Here is a 21,466-nt window from a genome sequence, read left to right as displayed (position 1 = left end):
ATTGGTCATTGTCCAAGAAAATTGCGATTTTAAACTAACTCTGGGTTTATTAAGAAATAACTCGACACTCAAGTTTATCGGTCATCAGTGCTATACCTGCAACCGAGTCATTCAATATTATTGATTCATATCCTAAAGGCATTAAATATTTTTTTCAAATCTGGTTTATAAAATTAATTTCCGCCTCTGCATCAGCTTTTCAAAACATTAATGATAAAAGTGAGTTTTTCTTGAATGAATTTTAAGTTTTTGCTGAGAAAATCCTTAATTTTTCAATGTCATGCTGATTTTTATAAGATTATTGATCATCAAATTTCATACTGCTTTAATTTATATATCAGCTTGAACTCATCTTCATGAAGCAACCTGTTAATTACACTGCTTGATTAACACCAAGCAAGTAATTCACCTAAAAACGAAAATTGCATCATGAAAAGTCTAATTTACGGTAGCTTATCTGCTCTTATTCTTTCTACATCTGCTGTAGCTATAGCTACACCTGTAAGACATGAACAACCTGGTTCAAATATCAACAAACTATCTCAGGTGGCGCTAAATGTTAACGTTCCCCATATTACAAACTCTGGTGTCCGGAATGGTAATCACTTTATTCGACTGGCAGTAGTAGGTATGTCTTTGCAAGACCTCATGATTTCATTACCAAGTCAAATGGAACGTTTTAATGGAGTGAGAATTAGGGATGAATCAGGTAAAGCAATTTCCGCTAAAACAGAGATTAGTAAAGAAAATTTGTCAATCACTTTTGATGAACCTGTAACATCTGGTGCTTCTGTAGAAGTAGAACTAACAGGTGTACGAAGAAATGGCATAGGTCAAGACGTACTGCTTTACGGCGTGACGGCTAGAAGGGTTGGATTGACAGGAGATATTCCTGTTGGTACAGCCAGGATCGATATTTATGATAAGAATTAGTATATACGTGAGCAATTAGGAGTCAGGAATCAGAAGTCAAATTTATCTGATATCTGACTCTTGAATTAAAGAAATATACTTCATTAACTAATTATAGGAATCATATTTAAACATTGAACAAACGTAAGTATCTGTAGGGTGGGCAATGCCCACCATATCAGGGTTTTAGTGTGCATTGCCCACCTTACATATAATTGACAAATCAAATAGTAATCCTATAGTTAATAAATTCAATAATTAAATATAAAATTTTATATTTAATTTCTTTCTCAGAAAAAATTAAATTGAAAAACTCACTACTTGTGGGCGGCTATTTTGAATTTTGTAGCTTTAGCTTCCTGTAGGGTATTTTGAATTGATTCATACTTTGTCTATCTAGGCAGAACTATTGTAAATATACTCCCTTCTCCTAACTTTGATTGCACGCTGACACTACCTCCCATACCCTCTACCAGCGTTTTGACAATCGATAAGCCCAAACCACAGCCGCCAGTCGCCTGGGAGCGAGATTCATCTATACGATAAAATCGCTCAAAAATCCGGGCTTGGTGTTGTAAAGGAATACCATAACCTTGATCACAAACTTGAATAATTGCTGTGTCTTGAAGTTGATCTAACTTAAAGGTTATGGGTGTATCAGCTTCAGAATACTTAACAGCATTATCAATCAAATTCAGTAATACTTGTTTAAAGCGACTGTAATCTACTTTCACTTCAATAGGGGAAATTGTTGACTCGATAGTAATTAGGCGATCGCTATACTTTTCAGCCATGACTACAATTTCTGCAACTATGTCATTCAGCACATAAGTTTTCATCTGAAAGTATAAATAACCGCTATCTGCTCTTGCTAAATCTAGTAAATCTTGCAGCAGACGGATAGTTCTTTCCGCTTCTGATGCAGCAATTTCTAAAGCTTCTTGTTGAAGAGGGGTTAAATTATTTTGCCGCCGCAATACGCTTTGTAAATAACCATATACAATCGTTAAGGGTGTACGTAATTCGTGAGAAACATTACTGACAAATTCCCGCTCTTGTTCCCAGGATTGGGCGAGACGGGATAAAAGCATAGTTAAGGTTTGTGCTAGTTCCTTGACTTCGCTAGGAGCATTATCAAGATATAATTGGGCTTGCCCTAAATCTTCGGCAGAAATCACAGCAGTCATTTGACTGAGTTGGCGCAAAGGTTGTAGAGAGCGCCTGATATAAAATGCGATCGCTACAGTCAGAATAATAATTGCCAGAATACTAGTAATACCTAAATTACGCACCATTGCTACAAACATGGTTTGTTCGCGGGTAATATCCTTGACTACAAATAACTCACCCAACAACTTACCTTGGACTTTGATAGAAGTTCCACATACAACAAAATAGCTGGGATTAATTTGATAAACTTGCGCTTTAATCGGCATCTGAGTCAATTTCATTAACTTAGCTACCAAAGAGTCAGGTAATAAATCTAAATTTTCAGTTTTTGATAATATTTCATTGTTAGAATTTTTAAACCATATCAATGTGTTAGTATTCGCAAAATTATTAATAGCCTTTTGTAAACTCATCTCAGGTTGCATCATTCTGCTATAAATTTGCAGGTCTTGTGGTAAACGCTTGGCTATTTGTTCTACCTCATGTTTACGGCTATCAATTAAAATTTGCTGCATCTTCCAACTTGTCCAGGTAGCCAGGCTACCTAATACCAAAGCTGAAAAGGAAGCCATACCAACTGTTAGGCGTAACTGTAGGGAAAATGGGTCGATATTTATCCAATTTTTTTTAATGTTATTCACTGTTTTTGAGTAGCAAATAAGGCTTTGATAATAAAATCAAGCTGTTAAATTTAGCTTGACTGTTAACCCCTACATCTTTAGTTATAGCTGATTTACAATTACCGCTCTTGCAGACTAAAGTAAATAGGGTAGTTATTACCAATAAAATACCAAATATTTTCCTTGTGCTGCGCGTGTCAGTTGCCACTTGCTAGTGGTTTTATATCTGGAATACCATCCTTGTGGGCTTTTGTTCCTAAATTAAAATATGCAGGTTAAGTATCCGATATTTTATCTCTTTAATATTAATTAAAATATATTACTTAGTGATTAAATTAATTTAAGCTGAGAATTTCCTAAAAACTTCCATGATTCCGAAAGCCCTTATAGTAATACCTGCATTCTATCTCTACTGATAAACTTCACAAAAGATTAATAATCCCTTGGGCTTTATATTATCAGTAGTGTATTGTTAAAACCCAGCATTTAACAGTTTCAGTTTTAATTTAGTCTTGACACTGGGTTACTTCTTGTTTAATTAGTTAAAAAAATATAAATATCTCAGTACTTATATCTATAAAACTGATATCTTCTTGGGGAGATAATCAGAAGTTTCTCACCGTAATTTAACATAGATATTTCCAAAATAATTTCCCGAAGTTTGTTATAGGTATTTATGGTTAAAGCCATTGATGATGGAATTTTTTTGCAAAATCAAATGTGGCAACGTGAGCGTCTGGCGATCGCTCTTTTATCATCTTTAAACTATCGGACTGGAGAACTAAGCGGCTATCTGTTTAACATTGCTTGTGGAGTCAGCAAGTTACTCAATGTAGATTGGTCGGTAGTCACATTGTGTCAACAAGGATTTGAGAAAGTCCTAGCCAGTAATATTAATATGGGTGTAGGCGAACACGTTTATTCACTACATGGTTCCCTAACTAACACCGTTATAGAAACTGGTAACTCCTTAGTAGTAGAAGATACAAGTAAACATCCAGAATATGGTCAGCCTCCAGAAGGTTATCGAGCTTATTTAGGGATACCGTTACGGACTGCTGAAGGCGAAGTAATTGGTACTATTTGCTCATTTCATCACGAATCACGAGAGTTTAGTCCAGAAGAAATCCAGTTTACAGAATTATTTGCCGAACGTGCTGCTACAGCCATTGATAATTATCGCTTATATAAGGAGCAGTGCCAATTTAATCATATTTTGGAAGCGGAAGTAGAAAAACGTACAGCAGAATTAAAAGCAACACAAAGCAAGCTTGTAGAAAAGGAAAGACTAGCAGCTATTGGTGAATTTGCAGCCATGATTGTGCATGAAATTCGCAATCCTTTAACTACCATGATCATGGGATTAAAATATTCTCAAAAAACAATTTTGTCATCAGCTGCTCAAGAGAGATTATCCTTAGCAATTAGTGAAGCTTGTCGCTTAGATAATCTACTAAGTGAAATTTTGCTTTATGCAAAACCTCAAGTTTTACAAATATGTGAATTAGAGGTTAATAAATTTATTAGTGAGTTACTTGTATTAGTGCGTCAAATGCCAGAAGCACTCTCACGTAAAATTGAATTTATTCCCTCATCAACTTCAGTTAAAATATTAGCAGATAAAGATAAACTTAAACAGTTATTTATTAATACTATCCGCAATGCCTGTGAGGCAATTTCAGCCGGAGAGGTTGTTCAATGGGAAGTAAATATTTCATCGCCAGATGAAGTCTGTATAAATATTTGTAATCGTGGTGAACCAATTCCCCCAGAAATTTTATCAAAATTAACTCAGCCATTCTTTTCTACAAAACCTCACGGCACTGGCTTAGGACTTGCCATTGTCCAACGCATCGTCCATGCTCATTATGGGAAATTATCTATTGAATCTGATACGGCAAAAGGTACTATGGTGAGTGTGCGATTACCTATAGCTACTTTTAAGAGCCTGGGACATTTTGAAGTTTGCCAAGATTATATTTATAAGGTAACTTCATGAAAATTTAATAGAAAAACATATGAGGAAATAATTAAAGGGAAAAAGGATGATGCTTATTTCCATTTTTCCCTAATTCAGCAATAAGACTGTTGATTATTTTTTATGTACAGCCTATGATTACTTCACTTCATTAGGTTCAAATTTAGCTACCTTGCCTTTTTTAACTGCAACAACTACATCATAAGTTGAACAATAAGAGAATGTCACATTGTTGGCTTTGTTATAAAGGTTAACTACATGGCCTGCGCCACCTGGTTGAATTCCAATCGGTTCCAAATCTCCGAAAAAGAAACGACGCAACTGATCACCACCACCAATCTGACCCTTATTTTTAGTAACTAATGATATTTTCTGACTTACTGATAATTCTTGAGCTGATGCTTGAACTAATGCAGGATTGATTACTTTTAATGGTGCGTCCCAAACCGTTAAAAAACCAGTCAATGCAAAAGTTGTAATTAATGGCGCGAGTTTCATTGGTAACTCCTGGATGTTTGATTTATCTCGAACATCTAAACTATCCCACTGAGGACTGAGAGCTTATTGAAACCAATTCATGATTTTCCTGAGTTTATCTATTAATTCTATTAAGTTAATTCTCAGCGTTTTTTCAGAAACTCACATCATCCTCAAAGTCTCATCCTTTAGGACTTACGCATGAAAACAAAAGATGATTTGGAGAAGGGTATAGGGGAGCTATTTGCGTGGGGGGTTTCCCGACTTGTACCGCTAAAGCGGAACCCGCAGGGTACAAACTGGCGTGTATAAATGTTTGAAAACCTTACACCCGATATCAACAGAAAATCTGGGTGCGTCAGTCCTAATTCCTATTTAAGGTTATTCTCAGCAAAACCTAATTTTTAAATAGATTGAAGTAAATTACCATAGCGAATGATGCTTTTATTGCTGTGATGTGATTGTGATTAAATTTAGAGGACGAAGTCGCCTAATCCGCAGAGTTTCTGGACAAGTATATCTTTGGCTAGCCATCTTCATTTTTGGTGCATCTAGTGCAGTTACCCGGAAGCTCACGGAAATTGGCGCTCGTCACTTTATTGATGGACGCAATCCCATTTCTTTATGTAATGTTTTGTTTGTGGGGAACTTATGCGCCTTGATGGTGATGCTCCTCATCTATAACAGACAGTGGAACAAAGCTACTTTAGCCCAACTATCCAAGAAGGATTGGGCTGGTTTAACAGCAGTAGCCATCTTATCAGGAGCGCTAGCGCCTGGCTTAATTTTCCAAGCATTGTCACTCACAGGGGTGAATAATGTGATTTTGGTGGGACGCTTAGAACCAACTCTTGCTTTGGCTTTATCGGTTTGGTTGTTAAAAGAGCGGATCGGTTTTGGGGAATTTATCGGAGCGATCGCCGCATTTACTGGTGTTATCTTAACTATTATCCTTCAACCTCCGGGGTCAGACATGATGAATATGGGAGGTTGGCAATTGGGTTTAGGAGAATTTCTAGTAGCCTTAGGGTCTATCACTTTAGCTATTTCTACAATTATCGGTAAAAAATATTTAACTCATATCCCTTTAGGAATTTACAGCATCTTTCGGACTGCACTGGGAACCGTCATCTTTTTCTTTATTGCTCTATTACTCTATGGTAGAGATCATTTTGCTGATGTCCTATCACCATTTTTGTGGCAATGGATGTTTCTTTATGGTGGTGTAATTGTGGTTATAGGTCAGTCATTCTGGATTATAGGGTTGAAAAGTTCTACTGTCTCTACAGCATCCTTAGTCGCTTCATTTACACCAATTGCAGGTATTATGGCAGCTTATTTCATATTAGGTGAAGTCCCGACTATGGCTCAATATCTTGGTGGTAGCTTGATTATGTTAGGTATCTTTCTCAGCCAAGTTAGCAAAAGCCGTCAAACTTCTTATAAATCTCCAATTGCTTCAACTCCCACAGAACAAAAGGTAGAAATGGATATAGGATTTAAGGGTCTATAAAACCTGCGGTGTACACGCAAGTCTTAAAATTACCCTAGTACTTGGTTTCGTCATCTAGCTTGAGGTTGTGGGATAGTGTACCTGTCCGCCAGAGGCGATCGCTCTGGAAGCCTTGCTCAGATGGACGTACTAATTTCTCATAAAAAAACCCCTGGCAATTACAAGGGGTTACGCATATAAAATCTTAGAGCATATAAATGTAGATGAAAATTTATAGAGAGATAGAAGTATCTACACTGCCAATTTCAAACTCACACGCTCTGGAAACCAATTCTGATGGTAGTTTATCAAAGCTAATTAATGATAAATGAGAAGGATTTGCCATCAATTCCGCCGCCAATAAAAAGCCAGCTATTGTCCAGGTTTGATATTTTCTGGCTTGTTTACCGATGAGTCGTCCTTTTTTGCCATCGTAATACTCTGGCCACTCATCTTCTAAAAGGCGTGCTTGAGCAATTTCAATGGCTTTACCTGCTATATAAGGTTTCCCAGCTTTTACAGATGCTGCTGCTAGCATCCACATCAAAACTGGCCAACTTCCTGCATTATGATACGACCAAGGTATATTTTTCGGGTCGCACCCTGTGACAATTCTATATTCCTCATCTTCTAAAGCTGGGTAGCAGATTTTCATTGGCATATCTCCTACCAAATCTTCCCATCTATCTTCGATGAGAGTCATAATAGCTTGTGACTGTTCCTCTGTGGCTAAGTCAGAAATAATCGCCATCAAATTACCCAGGGCAAAAAAGCGAGTATCCAACTGGGAAGGGCCAACATTACCAGCTAAATAACCACCTTTTTTGGGCAACCATTTATCTAATTCGTAATAGGGAATAGAGTCTACATAAATGTTAAATAAATTGACTGCTGCTTTACCGTATTCTTCACTCTTGAAGCGATAAATTGCATTTAAGCGATTAATATCTATCCAATAATGTTGGCGGATGTGGGCGCATAAAAGCGGTAGGCGGTTATCAATTGCTTCCACAACATCTTGATTTCCTTGACAAATTAACATTTCACGGGCTGCACGTAACGCCGCATAAAATAAAACTTGTAGTTCCAAAGGATGACCATAAATACCTAATCGGCGGTCAATCATGCAGGCACCATCAGGAACCAATAATGTTGGATACATATCAAAACGATTTGCCAAGCATATTTCCATAATTAGCCGAATACCTGTTTGGAATTCTGGCTGATATGCTAGAGAAAAATCTTTGGTGGCTACTACATAAGCACGCAATAAGAGAATCCACCATAAACAAGAATCAACTGGTGTAACGCGTGCGATCGCGTGTTCACCAAAATCCGCTTCTAAATATTCTTCACCATTATCTGAGACTACTTTAAAGCTAGCTGGAATTAATCCCCGCCCCGGCTTATAAGCATCTAACTGTCTATCTTTAGGCTGTAATTTTAATGTTTCTTCTAGAAAGTTGCGGACAATATCTATTTTACCCTTAATCAAAAAAATTAATGCTGATGAAACAAAATCTCTCACAAAACATTGGTCGTAATTTAATGCTTCTACAGAAGCATCAAAGGCTGCAACCGTCCCTACCGGATGACCTTTATAATATAAAATCGACTTTTCTATAGCTTCCCATGCTGATTCTTCTATAATGTCATTTGTTAGCAGTCCGTTTAGCTTCTGCATCGCCAGATTAACTCCATTGGGGGTGTGAATTGTTGGTAGATGCGCTTTGGTAGTCTTACCTTCACATAAATAGCAAAGATAATTGTTTAAATAGCCTACATCAATTGAGATAACAACCGACTATAAATTTTAAAAGCCGTTGATTGTTATAATTCTGAATGCACAATTAATTTGCTAGCAATCACTGATGCTTGTGATAAGTTACAGCTATCACTGTAATTAATTACCTCAACTTATCAAGCAATTACTAAAAACCGTACTATAAAGATATATTTTTAGATTATCTGTCGTTCCATTATTATTGCTGGAACTATGCTTTACCAAATAAAAACATATCCCTGGGGCTGTTTAAGGTTTAGATGAAGTCTTAATAGTTCCTCATATCCTGAATAAATTAGGATTTGGTTTTAAAGACTCATTTTCCCCTACAGATTAATAATTTATAACTTTTTGTGAAAATATGCAATATGAATAATTACAATCTCCAAAAAGTCAATACTTCGCAAGGATTATATATTGTACACCACTGAAAGATTAAATGCTGTGCCTTAGAAAGCCAATTACCTATAAATTAATCACAGCAATACATCTAGCTATAAATTAATGCAATATAAGATAAGAAAACGGAGGCTAGCAAGTAATCTTTGAAACGCTAGCATAAACTCAGTAGCTTAATTTAAATAAGGGTGATTTTACTGAAAATAAATTGAGTATTTTTGCTAATTTCACCAATAATTAGTGATTATCAGCATATGCTCCTGTTATCCGCCATTTAATCAGCTATGAATGCAAGTTTCGCAGCGATTATGATGGGGTTTTCATGAAAATGTTAGGCTAAGTAGTTATAGAGCGTAGCAGGTAGTATGGCGTAGGCAATATCTACGATAGGTAATTAGGTATTCTCAGTGTGAGACGTAAAGACGAGGAAAAAGTTGCACAAAGGTTAAAACTTACCCGTGATAACGAACAATCAAGGGTTCGGACGTTTACATTATTACACTCAATCTCAATAGACAACCTGGGTGCGTAAGTCTTGATTATATCCAAGGACAGAGAGTAAAGAACTGGAATATATTTCCGGGGTTTCAATTAGAACAATCTACAAGTATGAGGCTTTTACTAAATTGTTCATCCAGAATCAATATAGGATGTTGAATTTATTTTTAAAAGTTGTAATACTGTTATGTTCTCCACAGGAGATTATGTACTTAATCAACAAACTGGGCATTTGGGAAAAGTTGTTGGTTACGGAAACTACCTGATTAACAATATAGATACGGTGACACTGAAAGTGCTGGTGGCGGAAACTGCTAATTCGCAAAAACGAGTGTTTGTAGTGGAAGACCAAGTTTCAGCTTGGATTAGGTGGTCAGTAGCGTCATAATTCCACCTTATAAGGAGATGAGAATGGTGCAAGATTGTATTTTTTGTCTACATGAAGCCGCCTTACAATTGCTATGCAAAAAGCATTTATTCCCCACAAATCCAAATGATTGTTTTGTTAATCCTCCTTGTGGATGTGCTAACCCTGGTAAAGAAATGCAGTGCGAAGACTGTCCACACCTAGAAGCTTGTCTGTCTAGTTTTAAAAGCAGGCACTAAGAGACCATTTATAAAGTAAATCTTAAGTAGGGGAGGCAAAAAGCGGTGTAGATTTTCTTCCCGCTTTATTGCCGTTGTGTTACGGCTATGAAAGAATTTGGGACTGAGAGACAAGAAAATTTAGTCGTAACGCACCTTCTATGAGGCGGTGCGTTAGGCGCGAGGATAGTTATTTTGTGAGCAATCATCAGGGAAATCAGCGCCTAACACACCCTTGATGTTTCGTTTTCATGGGTAAGTTCTATTACTCAGAATTTTCTTGTTCCCCTTCGACTCCGCTCAGATCAAACCTGCTCCTCTACCGAAACTGGATGCTTTTGCTGCTGTTGGGCAGCTTTTCTTGGGAAATTGAGAGGTTGTAATTATGCTGTCCTGGTAATATATTCCCTACTTTTAGCAAGTACCTTCCTGGCTGCCAATAACCTGATAGTTCAGCTTTACTGCCTGAGTAAGTATCTGCTAAAACACAGAAACGTCCACCAGGCCCATCAATCAATAATGTGGGTTTACCTTGACCTTCAACAGTCAATCGTAAATAAGGTAGTGCTTCTGTAACTTCGATAATTTGATTGGCTGTAGCAGCAACATTGCCACAATTGCTTTTGACTGTTCCACCAGACTGACCACTCAAGACCAATGGCTCTGAAGGCAATTTCCTATTGATCTGAATTGATGGTACTTGAGCTAAATTAGCTTGACTTGATGCTAAAATCATCGCTAAAGCTGCGGGAACAACTTTAAATAGGCTAAACTTCTTCATATGAATTAATGCTCCCGACTATTTTTAGAGCGATATATATAATAAATAGTCTGAGTTAAAAGACGTTGCTATTACGTCTATGTTCCAAAGTGGATTGTATAAAATTTTATCTACTAATTTAATGAATATATGGCTAAATGTTAAAGATTAGATAAAGTGTCTAATTAATAGGATAGCTGTATTGAAAAGAGGGAATGGGGAAGGTGGGGCCCCCTCTGGGGATAAGGGGTAATGGGGATGGGGAAGAAATAGGAATTGGGGCAAGGGGAAAATGTTTCAGTAACTTCTCCCTTCTACTACCTGTTACCCTGCTTCCTGCTCCTGGTTTGTGACATTTCTCTCATCCCAAATTCCATTGTTAAATATCTTAACTGAGGTAAAAAAAGATTCATGAGTCCTCAACCAGAAGATGATTTAGAGCGTCGTCTCCGACAGCTAGAGGCGGATATGAATGCCCAGTCTCCAGGGCCAGAAAAAAACTCGCCATTGAATTGGCTAAATCAGAACGCTAGTTTTCAGAAATTACAACTCTGGTTTAATGGCTTATCCGGGACAAAAAAGCTAATAGTTGTGGGTGTGTCGGTAGTATTAGGCATAGCGATCGCCCAAATGGTGTTAAAAGTCGTTGTATCGGCAATATCTTTGGCGCTGTTAGCTGGGTTAGTGTATCTTGGATACAAATTTTTTGTATCTGGCAATTCTCAAAATAAGCAATAGTCTTATGTTAACGATGCCGGAATGCGGCAAAAGAATAAACTTAAAGGGAATTATCTAAAAATGACGACTCCAATTGTTAAAAAAAGTAATAATCCACCAAGCAAAAATTTAGCAAAACCCAATTCATTACCCCTAGCTACAAGGCGCTTGGCCGCTTGGGCAACGGAAATTACCTTGTTGGCTACCACTGGCTTAGTTCCTTTTGGTCTAGGGGCATATATCAATTCCAGAAGTGATATTAATCGAGAACCCCTCAACCCAGGATTAGTAGTTGCAGAAAGAGCGATCGCCAGACCTTTAGCATTACCGGCAGACTATGGTATACGAAATGTAGCTTGGCCGACTAATTACCTATGGATGTTAGCTTTGTTAGCACCCACAGCTCTTTCCTGGTGGCAATTATACTTACTAGCGAAAACAGGTAGTACTTTGCCCAAGCGCTGGTTTGGCGTGAAGGTAGTCAACGAAGAAGGTACTCCCCCAGGTTTAGCCGCCGTTGTCGTCCGTGAAGGTATTGGTCGTTGGACTGTACCTATGTCCGTTGCTTACATTCTCTGGCGCTACAGTTTTGCCTTTCCCAACTTGGGCTTGTTTACATCATTGGCGGTGTTAATGGTCATAGGCGAGGCTTTAGCCTTACCCGCACGTCGGGGACGGAAAGCCTTACATGATTGGTTGGCGGGTACTTATGTAGCCGATGCCAATCGCCCTGTACCATCTCCAGATGTAGCCCCAAGTGGACGAAGTTTATCTGGTGTCAGTCCTCAACCAGAGGAAGGAAAGGCCGCCTTAGCCACAACTGCAATGGCTATGAGCTACCCCCAAGCAGAAGTCATCACCACAGACAACAGTAGCTTGATTTCCTTGTGGCGACGGATGCAGCAAAACCCCAGTCTCACCCTATTTGGTGTTGCCCTTACCAGTATGACGGCTGTACTGGCTACTTTAATTGGGACTCAAGTTTATATCCAAACTCAGCAAGGAAATCGGGAATCGCAGAAAATTAACAGTCAGCAGTTCTTGGAACTGGTGAAACAATTAAGTCCTGAGTCTGGAGCCAGCATTGAAGACCGTCAGAGGACAATTTTGGCTTTGGGTAGTCTCAAAGATTTCCAATCTATCCAATTTTTGACGGACATGATGGTGAAGGAAACTAACCCCATCCTCATAGATACCATTCAACAGGCACTCACAAGTGTAGGAACCGCCGCTATCCCCGAATTACAAAACAAAAATCAGTTTTTGGCAACAGAATTAGACTCTGTTGGTAGCACATCCCCAGAACGAGAAGTTCGCCAAAAACGCTTACAAACTAACCAGCAGACAATTAATAAAATTCTCAATGTCTATAGTGGTAAAACCTTAGGACTTGACCTGAGTCGGACTCAACTAGGCCAAAGCGGGACTGTGGGTGGTTCCTTTTTTAACTTGGTTTTAGACAATATTGATTTATCAGGCATTAAGTTCAAATCTGCCAATCTTAACCAAGCTAGTTTTAAGGGTAGCCGTTTTCGCAGTGTCGGTGATGATGGACGCTGGGATACCTACGATGATGCGATCGCTGATTTAACTCAAGCCCAGATGAAACAAGCCAATTTCACTGATGCTAACCTCAGTCGTGTCCTCATGACTCGTAGTGATTTAAGCCGCGCCACCCTCAACAGAGCTAATTTATCTAATGCACGCTTAATTGGTGCTAACCTCAGCAGCGCCCAATTAGTAGGAGCTGATCTGCGAGGTACAGTTTTAGAAAATGCCAGCTTGACAGGGGCTGATTTAGGTGATGCTAAATTGCAAGAAGCCAACCTCTACGGTGCGCGTCTTAGTCGAGTCATCGCCATAGGCGCTCAATTATCATTTGCCAACTTAACTAAAACCGATTGGCAAAGTTCCGACCTCTCCGGCGCTGATTTAGAACGGGCAAATCTCAGCAATGCTGACCTCAGCGCTACTCGCATGACAGGCGCAATTTTACGCTCTGCTCAACTAGAAAACGCTAACCTGCGAAATGCTGATTTAAGTTTGGTCGATTTGCGGGGAGCTAATGTAGCCGGTGCTGATTTTAAAGACACAATTCTTACACCCAACAGACAAGACCCAGCAGACCAATTCGTACAAACCCCAGAATTAGGTTCTGTATCTGCGGTAGTTAAAGGGGTAGATTTTTCTCAAGCTAAAAATCTGGATGGCAAACAACTAGCTTACATTTGCACTCAAGGCGGTGTTCATCCACGTTGCCCGTAGGGTAGGGGTGTAATATCAAGTTTGGCTAGGGAGTTTCTTGGTTAACGTGAGTTCAATAAATTCGGAAGAACCCCTCTCCATAGCTTGCTTCCCGCAGGGTACCTCTCCCCGACGCGGGGAGAGGCTTAAAACACTTATTATTTGGTACTCAGTTATAGATTATTTTCAGCCCCTTCCCTTGTAGGGAAGGGGTTGGGGTTAGGTTCCGTCGAATTCACGTTTGGTTAAGGCAAGCTGTTTTTGATACCAATTTGAAAAAAGAAAGCGACAAATAAACCAACTGTAGAGACGCGATAAATCGCGTCTTTTTCACCCAATCAAGCCTCTATCAGGGGGTGATAGTCGTCTGGGTTGTTAAAACCAGCCACCCAGGCTGCTGCTTGATGACAACTCTGCATCTGGGGAGGGACACGGAGGATGTGAATGTGTCCTGTGGAGGGACAAGTAACCTTTAAGACCATGAGAGCTTCGTCATCTTCAAAGGGGATGTACACTAGTTGACGTTCCCCACCGACATCTTTGTCGCGATCGCGTACTAGTCCCCCCACTTGCTGTAAAAATGTTTCGTATCCCAGGCGCTCAATTAGTACCCGCCGTAATTCAACGTTCTCTATTTTTAGGATATCTTGCCCGGTAATGGACTGAGATTCAAAGGCTATATAATCGCTTACCTCGACACCTCGCCAGCGCAACACGAAACCGTGTCCCACGCCTAAACTTGTAATTCCACTTCCAGCCAACTCAATCCAACGGGTGACATGAAGACCTTGAGGTAGGTGAGTCAGATTCACACAGCCACTAATATCTAGACTTTCACAGGTGAGATTTTCTGGTAAATTGCAAAGCTCTGTCGCACCGCTTAAATCCAGATGTCCCAAAACGCGTATCCCCTCCCATGCACGGTGTTCAAGGATGAGTTTTCGCCCCATTTGAGGCGATACAGGCTGATGATTTTCCTGGGGAGGTTGTGGCGATCGCTTCTTCGGGATACGCCCCCCTGACATCATGTTCAGCATTAATCTTCTACCTCCACGTAAGCGTCAGGACGGTATTCCCGTTGTCTCCAAACGCGGTATAGCCCTTGGGGTAATTCAATGGCTCGGTGTTCTTCATGAATTAGGGTAGCACTGGCTTGTTTAACTTCTAGAAACATCTCGCTACCATGTACCCACAACTGCACACCATGAGATTCCCGTATGCGATGGCTGTGTCCTGTCACTTCACCATGAGCCAGAGTTGTACCTACTCGTTTTTGAGCAGCATTGGGAATGCTATTAATCCGCCTCAGCAAAACGTCACCATGTCGATAAAGAGCGTTAGCTTGGTTTATTGGGGATTTTTTGCCGTCATTCACCATACAGTAGTTCGATAGAAAACTTGTATTTCAGATTTTGAATACCAGTATATTATAGTACATAATTACTAAAAAACTCCCAAATTAAAAGCTTACTCGGCACAGTTAATAATGAGATGGGTCAAAGCATCGATGAGGCGATCGCTCTCCATTGGCATAATATCTTTACCGTGCATAATCTCTTGTGTCATCACAAAATGCACTAGTGAGCCAATCAAAATCCTGGCTGTGGCTTCTGGATCGGGGATGTTGAGTTCAGGACGGGAAGCTATATATTTACTAATGGTTTCTATAGCCGGTTTGGCGATGCTACCGATAAAAATTTGCGCTAACCCTGGAAAACGTGCCGACTCACCAATCAACAAGCGCTCAAATGACTGATATTCTGGGTCGTCTATCATCTGATGTAAGGCGGTTTTCGCTAACCTTCTCAGCACTATATAAGGTTCCCCCTGTAAGGCTTGAGTTCCCAAAATTTTCTGAAAGCGTTTTTTGGCTAGTTTCTCTATTAATGCTTTAAATAAACCTTCTTTATCTTGAAAGTGGCTATATACTGTTGCTTTGGAAACCCCAGCCGCTTCCGCTACTTTATCCATACTAGTGGCAGCATAGCCGTGGGCCAAAAATTCCTGCATCGCACCTTGCAGAATCTTCTCAACTTTATCGGTAGAATTTGAACGATCTGTTTCCCCAATTTTTGGGCGTGCCATTTTTCAATAATCCGTAGAAGTATTAATTGAGTCTGTAGTCCAAATCAATGACTAAAATAACTATTGACTAAACTAATCGGTTTAGTATAATCATATTATATAACTATACAGTTTAGTTTTGTATATCTCAGTTCAGATATCGAGTAGATGTATCAGTTATGAAATTGGAGAGAGACGGGGTTTAGGGGTGTAGGGGTGTAAGGGTGTAGGGGTGTAGAAGAAAATAACTCTTGACAACTGACAACTGACAACTGACAACTGACAAACTTAATAAAATTCGATTTGAGTCAGCGAAGTTGAAATTGCTACAAAGGTAAGCGATTGTGCAGAATTCAAAGCTCGACCGTTCAATTTCTCCTCAATCGATTTTACGTCCAGCGATTTTTTTAGCTTGTTTTGCATCGTTTGTTGCCATAGGAATCAGTTTTTATATAGGTTTAAATTTTCGGGAAGCATCTAACCAAAAGGTACAAGCACCGGGGGCATTGTTACCAGAGCTAAAAACGGTTACAGCTTTAGGACGAATTGAACCAAAGGGGAAAGTAATTAAACTCTCGGCGACTACATCTAGTGAAGGTAGTCGGGTAGAACAATTGTTAGTCAAAGAGGGGGATAGGGTAAAACCGGGACAGTTAATTGCGATTTTAGATAGCCGCGATCGCTTAGAAGCGGCTTTAAAAGAAGCCCAAGAACAAGTAAAAGTAGCCCAAGCCAACCTCAACCGTACCCAAGCTGGAGCGAAAGGCGGAGAAATTGCGGCTCAAATGGCCACAATTGCCAAGTTAGAGGCGGAAGGTAGAGGTAATATTGCGGCACAACTAGCTACTGTAGCGCGATTGCAAGCCGAAGTCAGAAACGCCACAGCCGAAAACCAACGCTATCAAGCACTGTATCAACAAGGAGCCGTTTCCGCTTCCGAGGGCGATCGCAAGCGCTTAAACTTAGAAACTGCCCAAAAAACCCTCCAAGAAGCCCAAGCGGACTTGCAGCGCATCCAAACCACCAGCCAACAACAACTGCAACAAGCCAAAGCCACGTTAACACAAATCACCGAAGTTCGTGGCGTAGATGTAGAAGCTGCTAAAGCCGAAGTTAATCGCGCCATAGCCGCCGTGAACCAAGCAAAAGTGCATTTACAACAAGCCTACGTGCGATGGCCAAAAGAGTTGGGAGGGTCATCACCTCAAGATGCTCAAGTGTTTGAGATTCACACCCACCCAGGGGAATTAGTCTCTACTGATGGCATTGTTGATATTGGACAAACAAACCAAATGTACGTAGTCGCCGAAGTCTACGAAAGCGATATCAGCAGAGTCAAATCAGGGCAAAAAGTACGCATTATCGGTGATTACTTACCTGTAGAAATGCAGGGAACCGTCGAACGCAAAGGCTTACAGATACGGCGGCAAAATGTAGTAAACACTGACCCTGCGAGCAATATTGATAACCGAGTAGTAGAAGTCCACATTCGTTTAGATCCTACCTCTAGCCAAAAAGCTGCTGATTTAACAAATATGCAGGTTAAAGCGGTCATTGAACTGTGATATCAATTCAACCCAATTTTTTATGTTTCAACAATTGCGGCGACGAACTCCTTTAGGATGGCTGCAACTGAGCCATGAAAGAAGTAGGCTTTTAGTAGCATTGTCAGGTATTGCTTTTGCTGACTTGCTAATGTTTATGCAGCTTGGGTTTCAAGCTGCGCTGTATGACAGTAACACTACATTACATCGCAGTTTGCAGGCTGATATTATCGTCATCGGTTCTCAAACGCGGAACTTACAACGCATTTCTATGTTTTCACGTCGGCGACTTTACCAAGCAATGGATGTCCCAGGGGTGAAGTCAGCAGAGGCGATGTATGTGAGTAATATGCTGTGGAAAAATCCCCAGACACGCCGTGATACGGAAATTTTGGTCATTGGGATTAATCCCGATAGACCTGCTGTGGACTTTCCGGAAGTTAATCAAAAACTATCAGAAATTAAGTTACCGGATACCGTTATATTTGACCGTGCGTCTAGAGGTGATTACCAAGAAACCATCGCCCAACTAGAACAAGGACAAACTGTCAAAACTGAACTAGAACGACGTACAGTCACTATTACTGGTTTATTTAAATTAGGGGCTTCTTTCAGCGCTGATGGTACTTTGATTACCAGCGATCAAAACTTCTTGCGCTTGTTTCCTCGACAACCAGCTTCTAGTGTCAGTGTTGGTTTGATTCAGTTGGAATCCAAAGCGAATCGCCAACAGGTAGCAGCAGCCTTAAAGTCTCGTCTCTCACAAGATGTAAAAGTGCTGACACATGACGAATTTATCGAATTTGAAAATAACTTTTGGCGCACTAACTCCCCCATAGGATTTATTTTCAGCATCGGGGTGTCAATGGGCTTTGTAGTTGGTGTGATTATTGTGTATCAAGTTTTGTCTACTGATGTTAATACTCACTTGCGAGAGTACGCCACCTTCAAAGCCATCGGCTATCGCCATTATTACTTACTAGGTGTGATCTTTGAAGAAGCCGTAATTTTAGCATTATTGGGCTTTCTTCCCGGCTTATCAGTCTCCTTGGGACTTTACCACCTCACTCGCACTGCCACAAACTTACCCATGTACATGACAGTCATCCGGGCATTGCAAGTATTAATCCTCACAATCATTATGTGTGCAATTTCAGGAGCGATCGCCACCCGTAAACTTCAAGCCGCCGATCCAGCTGAGATGTTTTAAATTCTGTTGGCGGTAGCAGGGAGTTCAACCCTTGTTGAGTGCTGAGTAGTAAGTAGGCTCCCTCTCACGGCGGAAACCCCATCCTTAGTACCCAGTAACCAATCCCCAATCCCCAGTACCCATTTATGCTGAAAGTCATTTCCGTTCGGAATCTTGATCACTACTTTGGTAATGGTTCACTGCGTAAGCAAGTTTTATTTAATATCAACTTAGAAATTAGTGCTGGTGAAATCGTCATTTTGACTGGGCCTTCTGGTTCCGGTAAAACTACCTTACTTAATTTAGTGGGGGGATTGCGATCACCTTTGGTGGAGCGTACATCATCCCAGTCAGCTAGTTTACGAGTTCTGGGACAAGAATTGTACGGTGCTAGTGCGGAAAGATTGGTACAGGCGCGACGGCGTAACGGTTATATTTTTCAAGGGCATAATTTGCATGGTAGTTTAACCGCCCTGCAAAATGTCAAAATGGGGTTAGAACTACACCAATACATTGAATTAGCAGAATTAGAAACTCGTGCAATCCAAATTTTGGAACAGGTGGGACTAGGAAAGCATCTGCATTACTACCCAGATCAACTATCTGGGGGACAAAAACAAAGGGTAGCGATCGCCCGTGCTTTAGTCAGTCATCCCCAGCTTGTATTAGCAGATGAACCGACAGCATCCCTAGACAGCCAATCGGGACGAGATGTGGTTAACTTAATGCAAAAACTCGCTCACGTAAAAGGCAGTACAATCCTTATGGTTACTCATGATCACCGTATTCTCAATATTGCTGATCGAATTGTCCAGATGGAAGATGGTAGACTCATGAGTCCCACTCCTGCCGTAATTAGCTAAAACTGTTCATCACCTCGTCGTAGTTTTGTAATATAGCTGCCACAACTGTGTGCCATATTTATTCTTGTATTTGGTTACAAAATGCTTTTTGGGTTTAAAGGTAGGGCTTCCTGCCTTTTTTTTATGTCGCTGCGCGTTTCAGTAACCCATGTCCTTGAACTTTTAAGGGTTGTGATGCGTAAAGTCCCCGTATTTTTAATCGGGGTGTAAATTCTAAAAAACCCGGCTTGTCCAACAAACCGGGTTTTTAATAATAGTTTGAATCCAAATTTAAAAGGCTAAACTAATCCTGGCCCTCTACCACGACTATCACCTTTTTCTGTTAACTCTCCTTCCTTATCTTCGTTAACTTCTGCCAATTCTTGAACCCGTGATGCTGTATCCTCTTCTGCTTCTTTTCTAGCATCACCTGGTACTTCATAGTACATTTCTGGTTCAACAGCGTAGTTGTTTAATAAACCCTCTTTATCTACTGTGTAACCATCTGTGGTACGAATACTTTGGGTATCTGTTTGGTCATCGGTGGGTGCGTCAGCTTCCCTTTCTTCTGTAGGAAGTGTTTTATATAATGCCCCTTCTCTTTCTTTACGTGCGGCGGTTTCGGCAGGTACAATTCCTCTATCGTACATATCGACCTCTGCCCGTTCGGATGAATCGATCGCTCTTTTAACTGGTTCATTAGTCATAAATCTGTCCTCGTTAAAAAATCTGTTAAAACTTCGAGAACTAGATTATGCTTTTTAAAGATCACAAATCGACTATCTTTAGAAGTGATTTAATAGAATATTCGGAAAAATCCTCTTTCTTTAGATATATACAATTCCCAAGCATACCAAATACCCGACTTAATTTCATAAATCGGGTTTCTATTTGTTTACAGATGATTTCTGATAGCTATCGGGGTGAAATTTATTCCCCAAAAACTTGAGATTTCAGTGTCCTAATTTCGGCGGTTAATTCTTGGCGAGTTGAGGACTTGATTAGATAACGGAAAGTAAACCATGTTGAGTAACTAAGGCCAATCAACTCAAATAAGGGCGCTAGCAAGGGAATACCATTGATTGCACCTAACAAAGCTAGTACTACTTTTAAGGTGACGAGTGCCGCTAAGATGAGCAAAACGGTGAGAATTGAGCGGCTGTATTGTTGATAGAAACTACCTAAATATTCGGGAAGTTCTGCCAAAAAGTCCGTTACTTGATTGGTAATTTGCTGCCACTCAGGAGTAGTCGCTGTAGCTGGTGGTAATAGAGGTAGGTTGCTCTGTCCTGCACTAGACAGTGCTATTGTTCCCTGAGATACTTCGGTATTTAAGGATTCCGGTTGCTTTTGTTCGGTTTCCATAGTTTTTATATGTTGGTAATTACAACAGCTTTTTTAATTTACTAGACGTAAATAAACATAAACATTCCCATTGCCAGTTGTCAACGAAAATTCTCAGTAGTTAGTACACCTAACTACTGATACAAAGAGGACTTACGCATGAAAGCGAAAAATCAAGGGTTTGGATAAGGGTGTAGGGGTTAGTGAAATGATGATTCTCTCGTTAGTCTGAAAGTCATGACTTACTGCTTGGTAAAAAACATACACTTGTGAACCCCCTGCTTCCCCTGCTTACCAAAGCGATTGGATATTTTTTAGCTGGAAGTCCCTTAACTGTTTGGGGGAGCGACAGTTGCTTTGACAACTACGTTGGTGACACCTTTAATTTCTTTAGCTAAAGGTTCGATTTTAGCCAACTGGTCTTGGTTGTTGACGGTTCCGCCGACAGTAACAGTACCATTATCTTCTGCTTGGACTGTTAATGCACCATTAGGTATATTTGCCTCTAATTTAGAACGAACTTCGCTAGCTAAATCACCTTCAGCTCTTTGTGCATCGCCGCCAGTAGCATTGTTGCGTTGTTCGCGGGCGCGGATGTCAGAGTTGAGTTGGTCTCTACGAACCTCGCTCTGAGCGTCTTGTTGAGCAGCTTGGGTTGCTTCCGCCGAGGGTGCTTGTACATTTTCTGCGGGAGTATCGGGTGCAGATTGACTGGTTCTTGCGCCATCTTGACAAGCCGCAGCACCAAAAACTAGTAAAGAACTAATTAAAAGAGGAGTAAGCTTTTTCATGTCTTTATTTCCGGGTATCAATAATTTAGAGAGGATAGATTTTGTCTAGTTTCTTGA

At 40.2% G+C, this 21,466-nt stretch carries 19 protein-coding genes; 9 read left to right on the top strand and 10 right to left on the bottom strand.

Annotated features, from left to right (window positions below; genetic code table 11):
• The first annotated feature begins 429 nt into the window (after positions 1-429).
• Entirely contained in the window at positions 430-933 is a 504-nt protein-coding gene (locus ACM5QX_RS08850; RefSeq protein WP_414753219.1) for a hypothetical protein, read from the top strand.
• Between the two features lie 371 nt (positions 934-1,304).
• Here ACM5QX_RS08850 and ACM5QX_RS08845 read toward each other — a convergent pair whose 3' ends face one another.
• Positions 1,305-2,723, bottom strand: coding sequence for a sensor histidine kinase (locus ACM5QX_RS08845; RefSeq protein ID WP_414753218.1), 1,419 nt, complete (start codon positions 2,721-2,723; stop codon positions 1,305-1,307).
• Positions 2,724-3,378: 655 nt separating this feature from the next.
• On the opposite strand from ACM5QX_RS08845, the gene ACM5QX_RS08840 reads away from it, so the two are divergent.
• Complete coding sequence (locus tag ACM5QX_RS08840) at positions 3,379-4,701, top strand: ATP-binding protein (RefSeq protein WP_414753217.1); 1,323 nt, start codon at positions 3,379-3,381, stop codon at positions 4,699-4,701.
• A 117-nt stretch (positions 4,702-4,818) separates the two neighbouring features.
• Here the strand turns inward: ACM5QX_RS08840 and ACM5QX_RS08835 are convergent, their stop codons facing one another.
• Complete coding sequence (locus ACM5QX_RS08835; protein ID WP_414753216.1) at positions 4,819-5,178, bottom strand: hypothetical protein; 360 nt, start codon at positions 5,176-5,178, stop codon at positions 4,819-4,821.
• 436 nt (positions 5,179-5,614) lie between these two features.
• Here ACM5QX_RS08835 and ACM5QX_RS08830 point away from each other — a divergent pair, with 436 nt between their 5' ends.
• A complete protein-coding gene (locus ACM5QX_RS08830; protein ID WP_414753215.1) occupies positions 5,615-6,670 on the top strand; it encodes a DMT family transporter in 1,056 nt (351 codons plus the stop codon).
• 211 nt (positions 6,671-6,881) lie between these two features.
• Here the strand turns inward: ACM5QX_RS08830 and ACM5QX_RS08825 are convergent, their stop codons facing one another.
• Complete coding sequence (locus ACM5QX_RS08825; RefSeq protein ID WP_414753214.1) at positions 6,882-8,333, bottom strand: glycoside hydrolase 100 family protein; 1,452 nt, start codon at positions 8,331-8,333, stop codon at positions 6,882-6,884.
• A gap of 1,183 nt (positions 8,334-9,516) precedes the next feature.
• Here ACM5QX_RS08825 and ACM5QX_RS08820 point away from each other — a divergent pair.
• On the top strand, positions 9,517-9,717 hold the full coding sequence (locus tag ACM5QX_RS08820; protein ID WP_011317479.1) for a hypothetical protein: 201 nt from the start codon (positions 9,517-9,519) through the stop codon (positions 9,715-9,717).
• A 516-nt stretch (positions 9,718-10,233) separates the two neighbouring features.
• On the opposite strand, the gene ACM5QX_RS08815 is transcribed toward ACM5QX_RS08820, so the two are convergent.
• On the bottom strand, positions 10,234-10,695 hold the full coding sequence (locus ACM5QX_RS08815; protein ID WP_414753213.1) for a hypothetical protein: 462 nt from the start codon (positions 10,693-10,695) through the stop codon (positions 10,234-10,236).
• Between the two features lie 390 nt (positions 10,696-11,085).
• On the opposite strand from ACM5QX_RS08815, the gene ACM5QX_RS08810 reads away from it, so the two are divergent.
• Both ACM5QX_RS08810 and hglK read left to right on the top strand, forming a co-directional pair.
• Positions 11,086-11,412 (top strand): hypothetical protein, encoded by a 327-nt coding sequence (locus ACM5QX_RS08810; RefSeq protein ID WP_414753212.1) that lies wholly within the window; start codon positions 11,086-11,088, stop codon positions 11,410-11,412.
• 60 nt (positions 11,413-11,472) lie between these two features.
• The gene (gene hglK, locus ACM5QX_RS08805) at positions 11,473-13,656 is read left to right on the top strand and encodes a heterocyst-specific glycolipids-directing protein HglK (protein ID WP_414753211.1); all 2,184 of its coding nucleotides are present in this window, start codon (positions 11,473-11,475) and stop codon (positions 13,654-13,656) included.
• Positions 13,657-13,973: 317 nt separating this feature from the next.
• Here the strand turns inward: hglK and ACM5QX_RS08800 are convergent, their stop codons facing one another.
• From ACM5QX_RS08800 to ACM5QX_RS08790, 3 genes are all read right to left on the bottom strand, one after another.
• Positions 13,974-14,672: a DUF6745 domain-containing protein gene (locus ACM5QX_RS08800; RefSeq protein WP_414753210.1), complete on the bottom strand. Its 699-nt coding sequence runs from the start codon at positions 14,670-14,672 to the stop codon at positions 13,974-13,976.
• Positions 14,672-15,013, bottom strand: coding sequence for a hypothetical protein (locus ACM5QX_RS08795; protein WP_414753209.1), 342 nt, complete (start codon positions 15,011-15,013; stop codon positions 14,672-14,674). The genes ACM5QX_RS08800 and ACM5QX_RS08795 overlap by 1 nt, the downstream gene beginning before the upstream one ends.
• Positions 15,014-15,102: 89 nt before the next feature.
• Positions 15,103-15,720 carry a TetR/AcrR family transcriptional regulator gene (locus ACM5QX_RS08790; protein ID WP_011317473.1) on the bottom strand — a complete coding sequence of 206 codons (618 nt, stop codon included), beginning with the start codon at positions 15,718-15,720 and terminating at the stop codon, positions 15,103-15,105.
• Between the two features lie 323 nt (positions 15,721-16,043).
• Here ACM5QX_RS08790 and ACM5QX_RS08785 point away from each other — a divergent pair, with 323 nt between their 5' ends.
• From ACM5QX_RS08785 to ACM5QX_RS08775, 3 genes are all read left to right on the top strand, one after another.
• Entirely contained in the window at positions 16,044-17,264 is a 1,221-nt protein-coding gene (locus ACM5QX_RS08785; RefSeq protein WP_414753208.1) for an ABC exporter membrane fusion protein, read from the top strand.
• Positions 17,265-17,286: 22 nt separating this feature from the next.
• The gene (devC, locus tag ACM5QX_RS08780; protein WP_414753207.1) at positions 17,287-18,453 is read left to right on the top strand and encodes an ABC transporter permease DevC; all 1,167 of its coding nucleotides are present in this window, start codon (positions 17,287-17,289) and stop codon (positions 18,451-18,453) included.
• A gap of 125 nt (positions 18,454-18,578) precedes the next feature.
• On the top strand, positions 18,579-19,295 hold the full coding sequence (locus ACM5QX_RS08775; RefSeq protein ID WP_414753206.1) for a DevA family ABC transporter ATP-binding protein: 717 nt from the start codon (positions 18,579-18,581) through the stop codon (positions 19,293-19,295).
• A gap of 278 nt (positions 19,296-19,573) precedes the next feature.
• On the opposite strand, the gene ACM5QX_RS08770 is transcribed toward ACM5QX_RS08775, so the two are convergent.
• The 3 genes from ACM5QX_RS08770 to ACM5QX_RS08760 all read right to left on the bottom strand — a co-directional run bounded on the left by ACM5QX_RS08770 (position 19,574) and on the right by ACM5QX_RS08760 (position 21,409).
• On the bottom strand, positions 19,574-19,981 hold the full coding sequence (locus ACM5QX_RS08770; RefSeq protein ID WP_011317469.1) for a hypothetical protein: 408 nt from the start codon (positions 19,979-19,981) through the stop codon (positions 19,574-19,576).
• A 223-nt stretch (positions 19,982-20,204) separates the two neighbouring features.
• The gene (locus ACM5QX_RS08765) at positions 20,205-20,639 is read right to left on the bottom strand and encodes a CAAD domain-containing protein (RefSeq protein ID WP_011317468.1); all 435 of its coding nucleotides are present in this window, start codon (positions 20,637-20,639) and stop codon (positions 20,205-20,207) included.
• Between the two features lie 308 nt (positions 20,640-20,947).
• Positions 20,948-21,409, bottom strand: coding sequence for a BON domain-containing protein (locus tag ACM5QX_RS08760; RefSeq protein ID WP_011317467.1), 462 nt, complete (start codon positions 21,407-21,409; stop codon positions 20,948-20,950).
• Positions 21,410-21,466: the final 57 nt, after the last annotated feature.

The sequence above is a fragment of the Anabaena sp. CCY 9910 genome, from assembly GCF_963920875.1.
Lineage (GTDB): Bacteria > Cyanobacteriota > Cyanobacteriia > Cyanobacteriales > Nostocaceae > Trichormus > Trichormus variabilis.
The sequence above is the reverse complement of the archived record's forward strand: the minus strand, read 5'-3'. Positions and strand labels throughout refer to the sequence as shown.

Coding starts and splice junctions, on each gene's coding strand:
- ACM5QX_RS08850 (WP_414753219.1), top strand. CDS start 430: ATGAAAAGTCTAATTTACGGTAGCTTATCTGCTCTTATTCTTTCTACA.
- ACM5QX_RS08840 (WP_414753217.1), top strand. CDS start 3,379: ATGGTTAAAGCCATTGATGATGGAATTTTTTTGCAAAATCAAATGTGG.
- ACM5QX_RS08835 (WP_414753216.1), bottom strand. CDS start 5,178: ATGAAACTCGCGCCATTAATTACAACTTTTGCATTGACTGGTTTTTTA.
- ACM5QX_RS08825 (WP_414753214.1), bottom strand. CDS start 8,333: ATGCAGAAGCTAAACGGACTGCTAACAAATGACATTATAGAAGAATCA.
- ACM5QX_RS08820 (WP_011317479.1), top strand. CDS start 9,517: ATGTTCTCCACAGGAGATTATGTACTTAATCAACAAACTGGGCATTTG.
- ACM5QX_RS08815 (WP_414753213.1), bottom strand. CDS start 10,695: ATGAAGAAGTTTAGCCTATTTAAAGTTGTTCCCGCAGCTTTAGCGATG.
- ACM5QX_RS08810 (WP_414753212.1), top strand. CDS start 11,086: ATGAGTCCTCAACCAGAAGATGATTTAGAGCGTCGTCTCCGACAGCTA.
- hglK (WP_414753211.1), top strand. CDS start 11,473: ATGACGACTCCAATTGTTAAAAAAAGTAATAATCCACCAAGCAAAAAT.
- ACM5QX_RS08800 (WP_414753210.1), bottom strand. CDS start 14,672: ATGCTGAACATGATGTCAGGGGGGCGTATCCCGAAGAAGCGATCGCCA.
- ACM5QX_RS08795 (WP_414753209.1), bottom strand. CDS start 15,013: ATGGTGAATGACGGCAAAAAATCCCCAATAAACCAAGCTAACGCTCTT.
- ACM5QX_RS08790 (WP_011317473.1), bottom strand. CDS start 15,720: ATGGCACGCCCAAAAATTGGGGAAACAGATCGTTCAAATTCTACCGAT.
- devC (WP_414753207.1), top strand. CDS start 17,287: ATGTTTCAACAATTGCGGCGACGAACTCCTTTAGGATGGCTGCAACTG.
- ACM5QX_RS08775 (WP_414753206.1), top strand. CDS start 18,579: ATGCTGAAAGTCATTTCCGTTCGGAATCTTGATCACTACTTTGGTAAT.
- ACM5QX_RS08770 (WP_011317469.1), bottom strand. CDS start 19,981: ATGACTAATGAACCAGTTAAAAGAGCGATCGATTCATCCGAACGGGCA.
- ACM5QX_RS08765 (WP_011317468.1), bottom strand. CDS start 20,639: ATGGAAACCGAACAAAAGCAACCGGAATCCTTAAATACCGAAGTATCT.
- ACM5QX_RS08760 (WP_011317467.1), bottom strand. CDS start 21,409: ATGAAAAAGCTTACTCCTCTTTTAATTAGTTCTTTACTAGTTTTTGGT.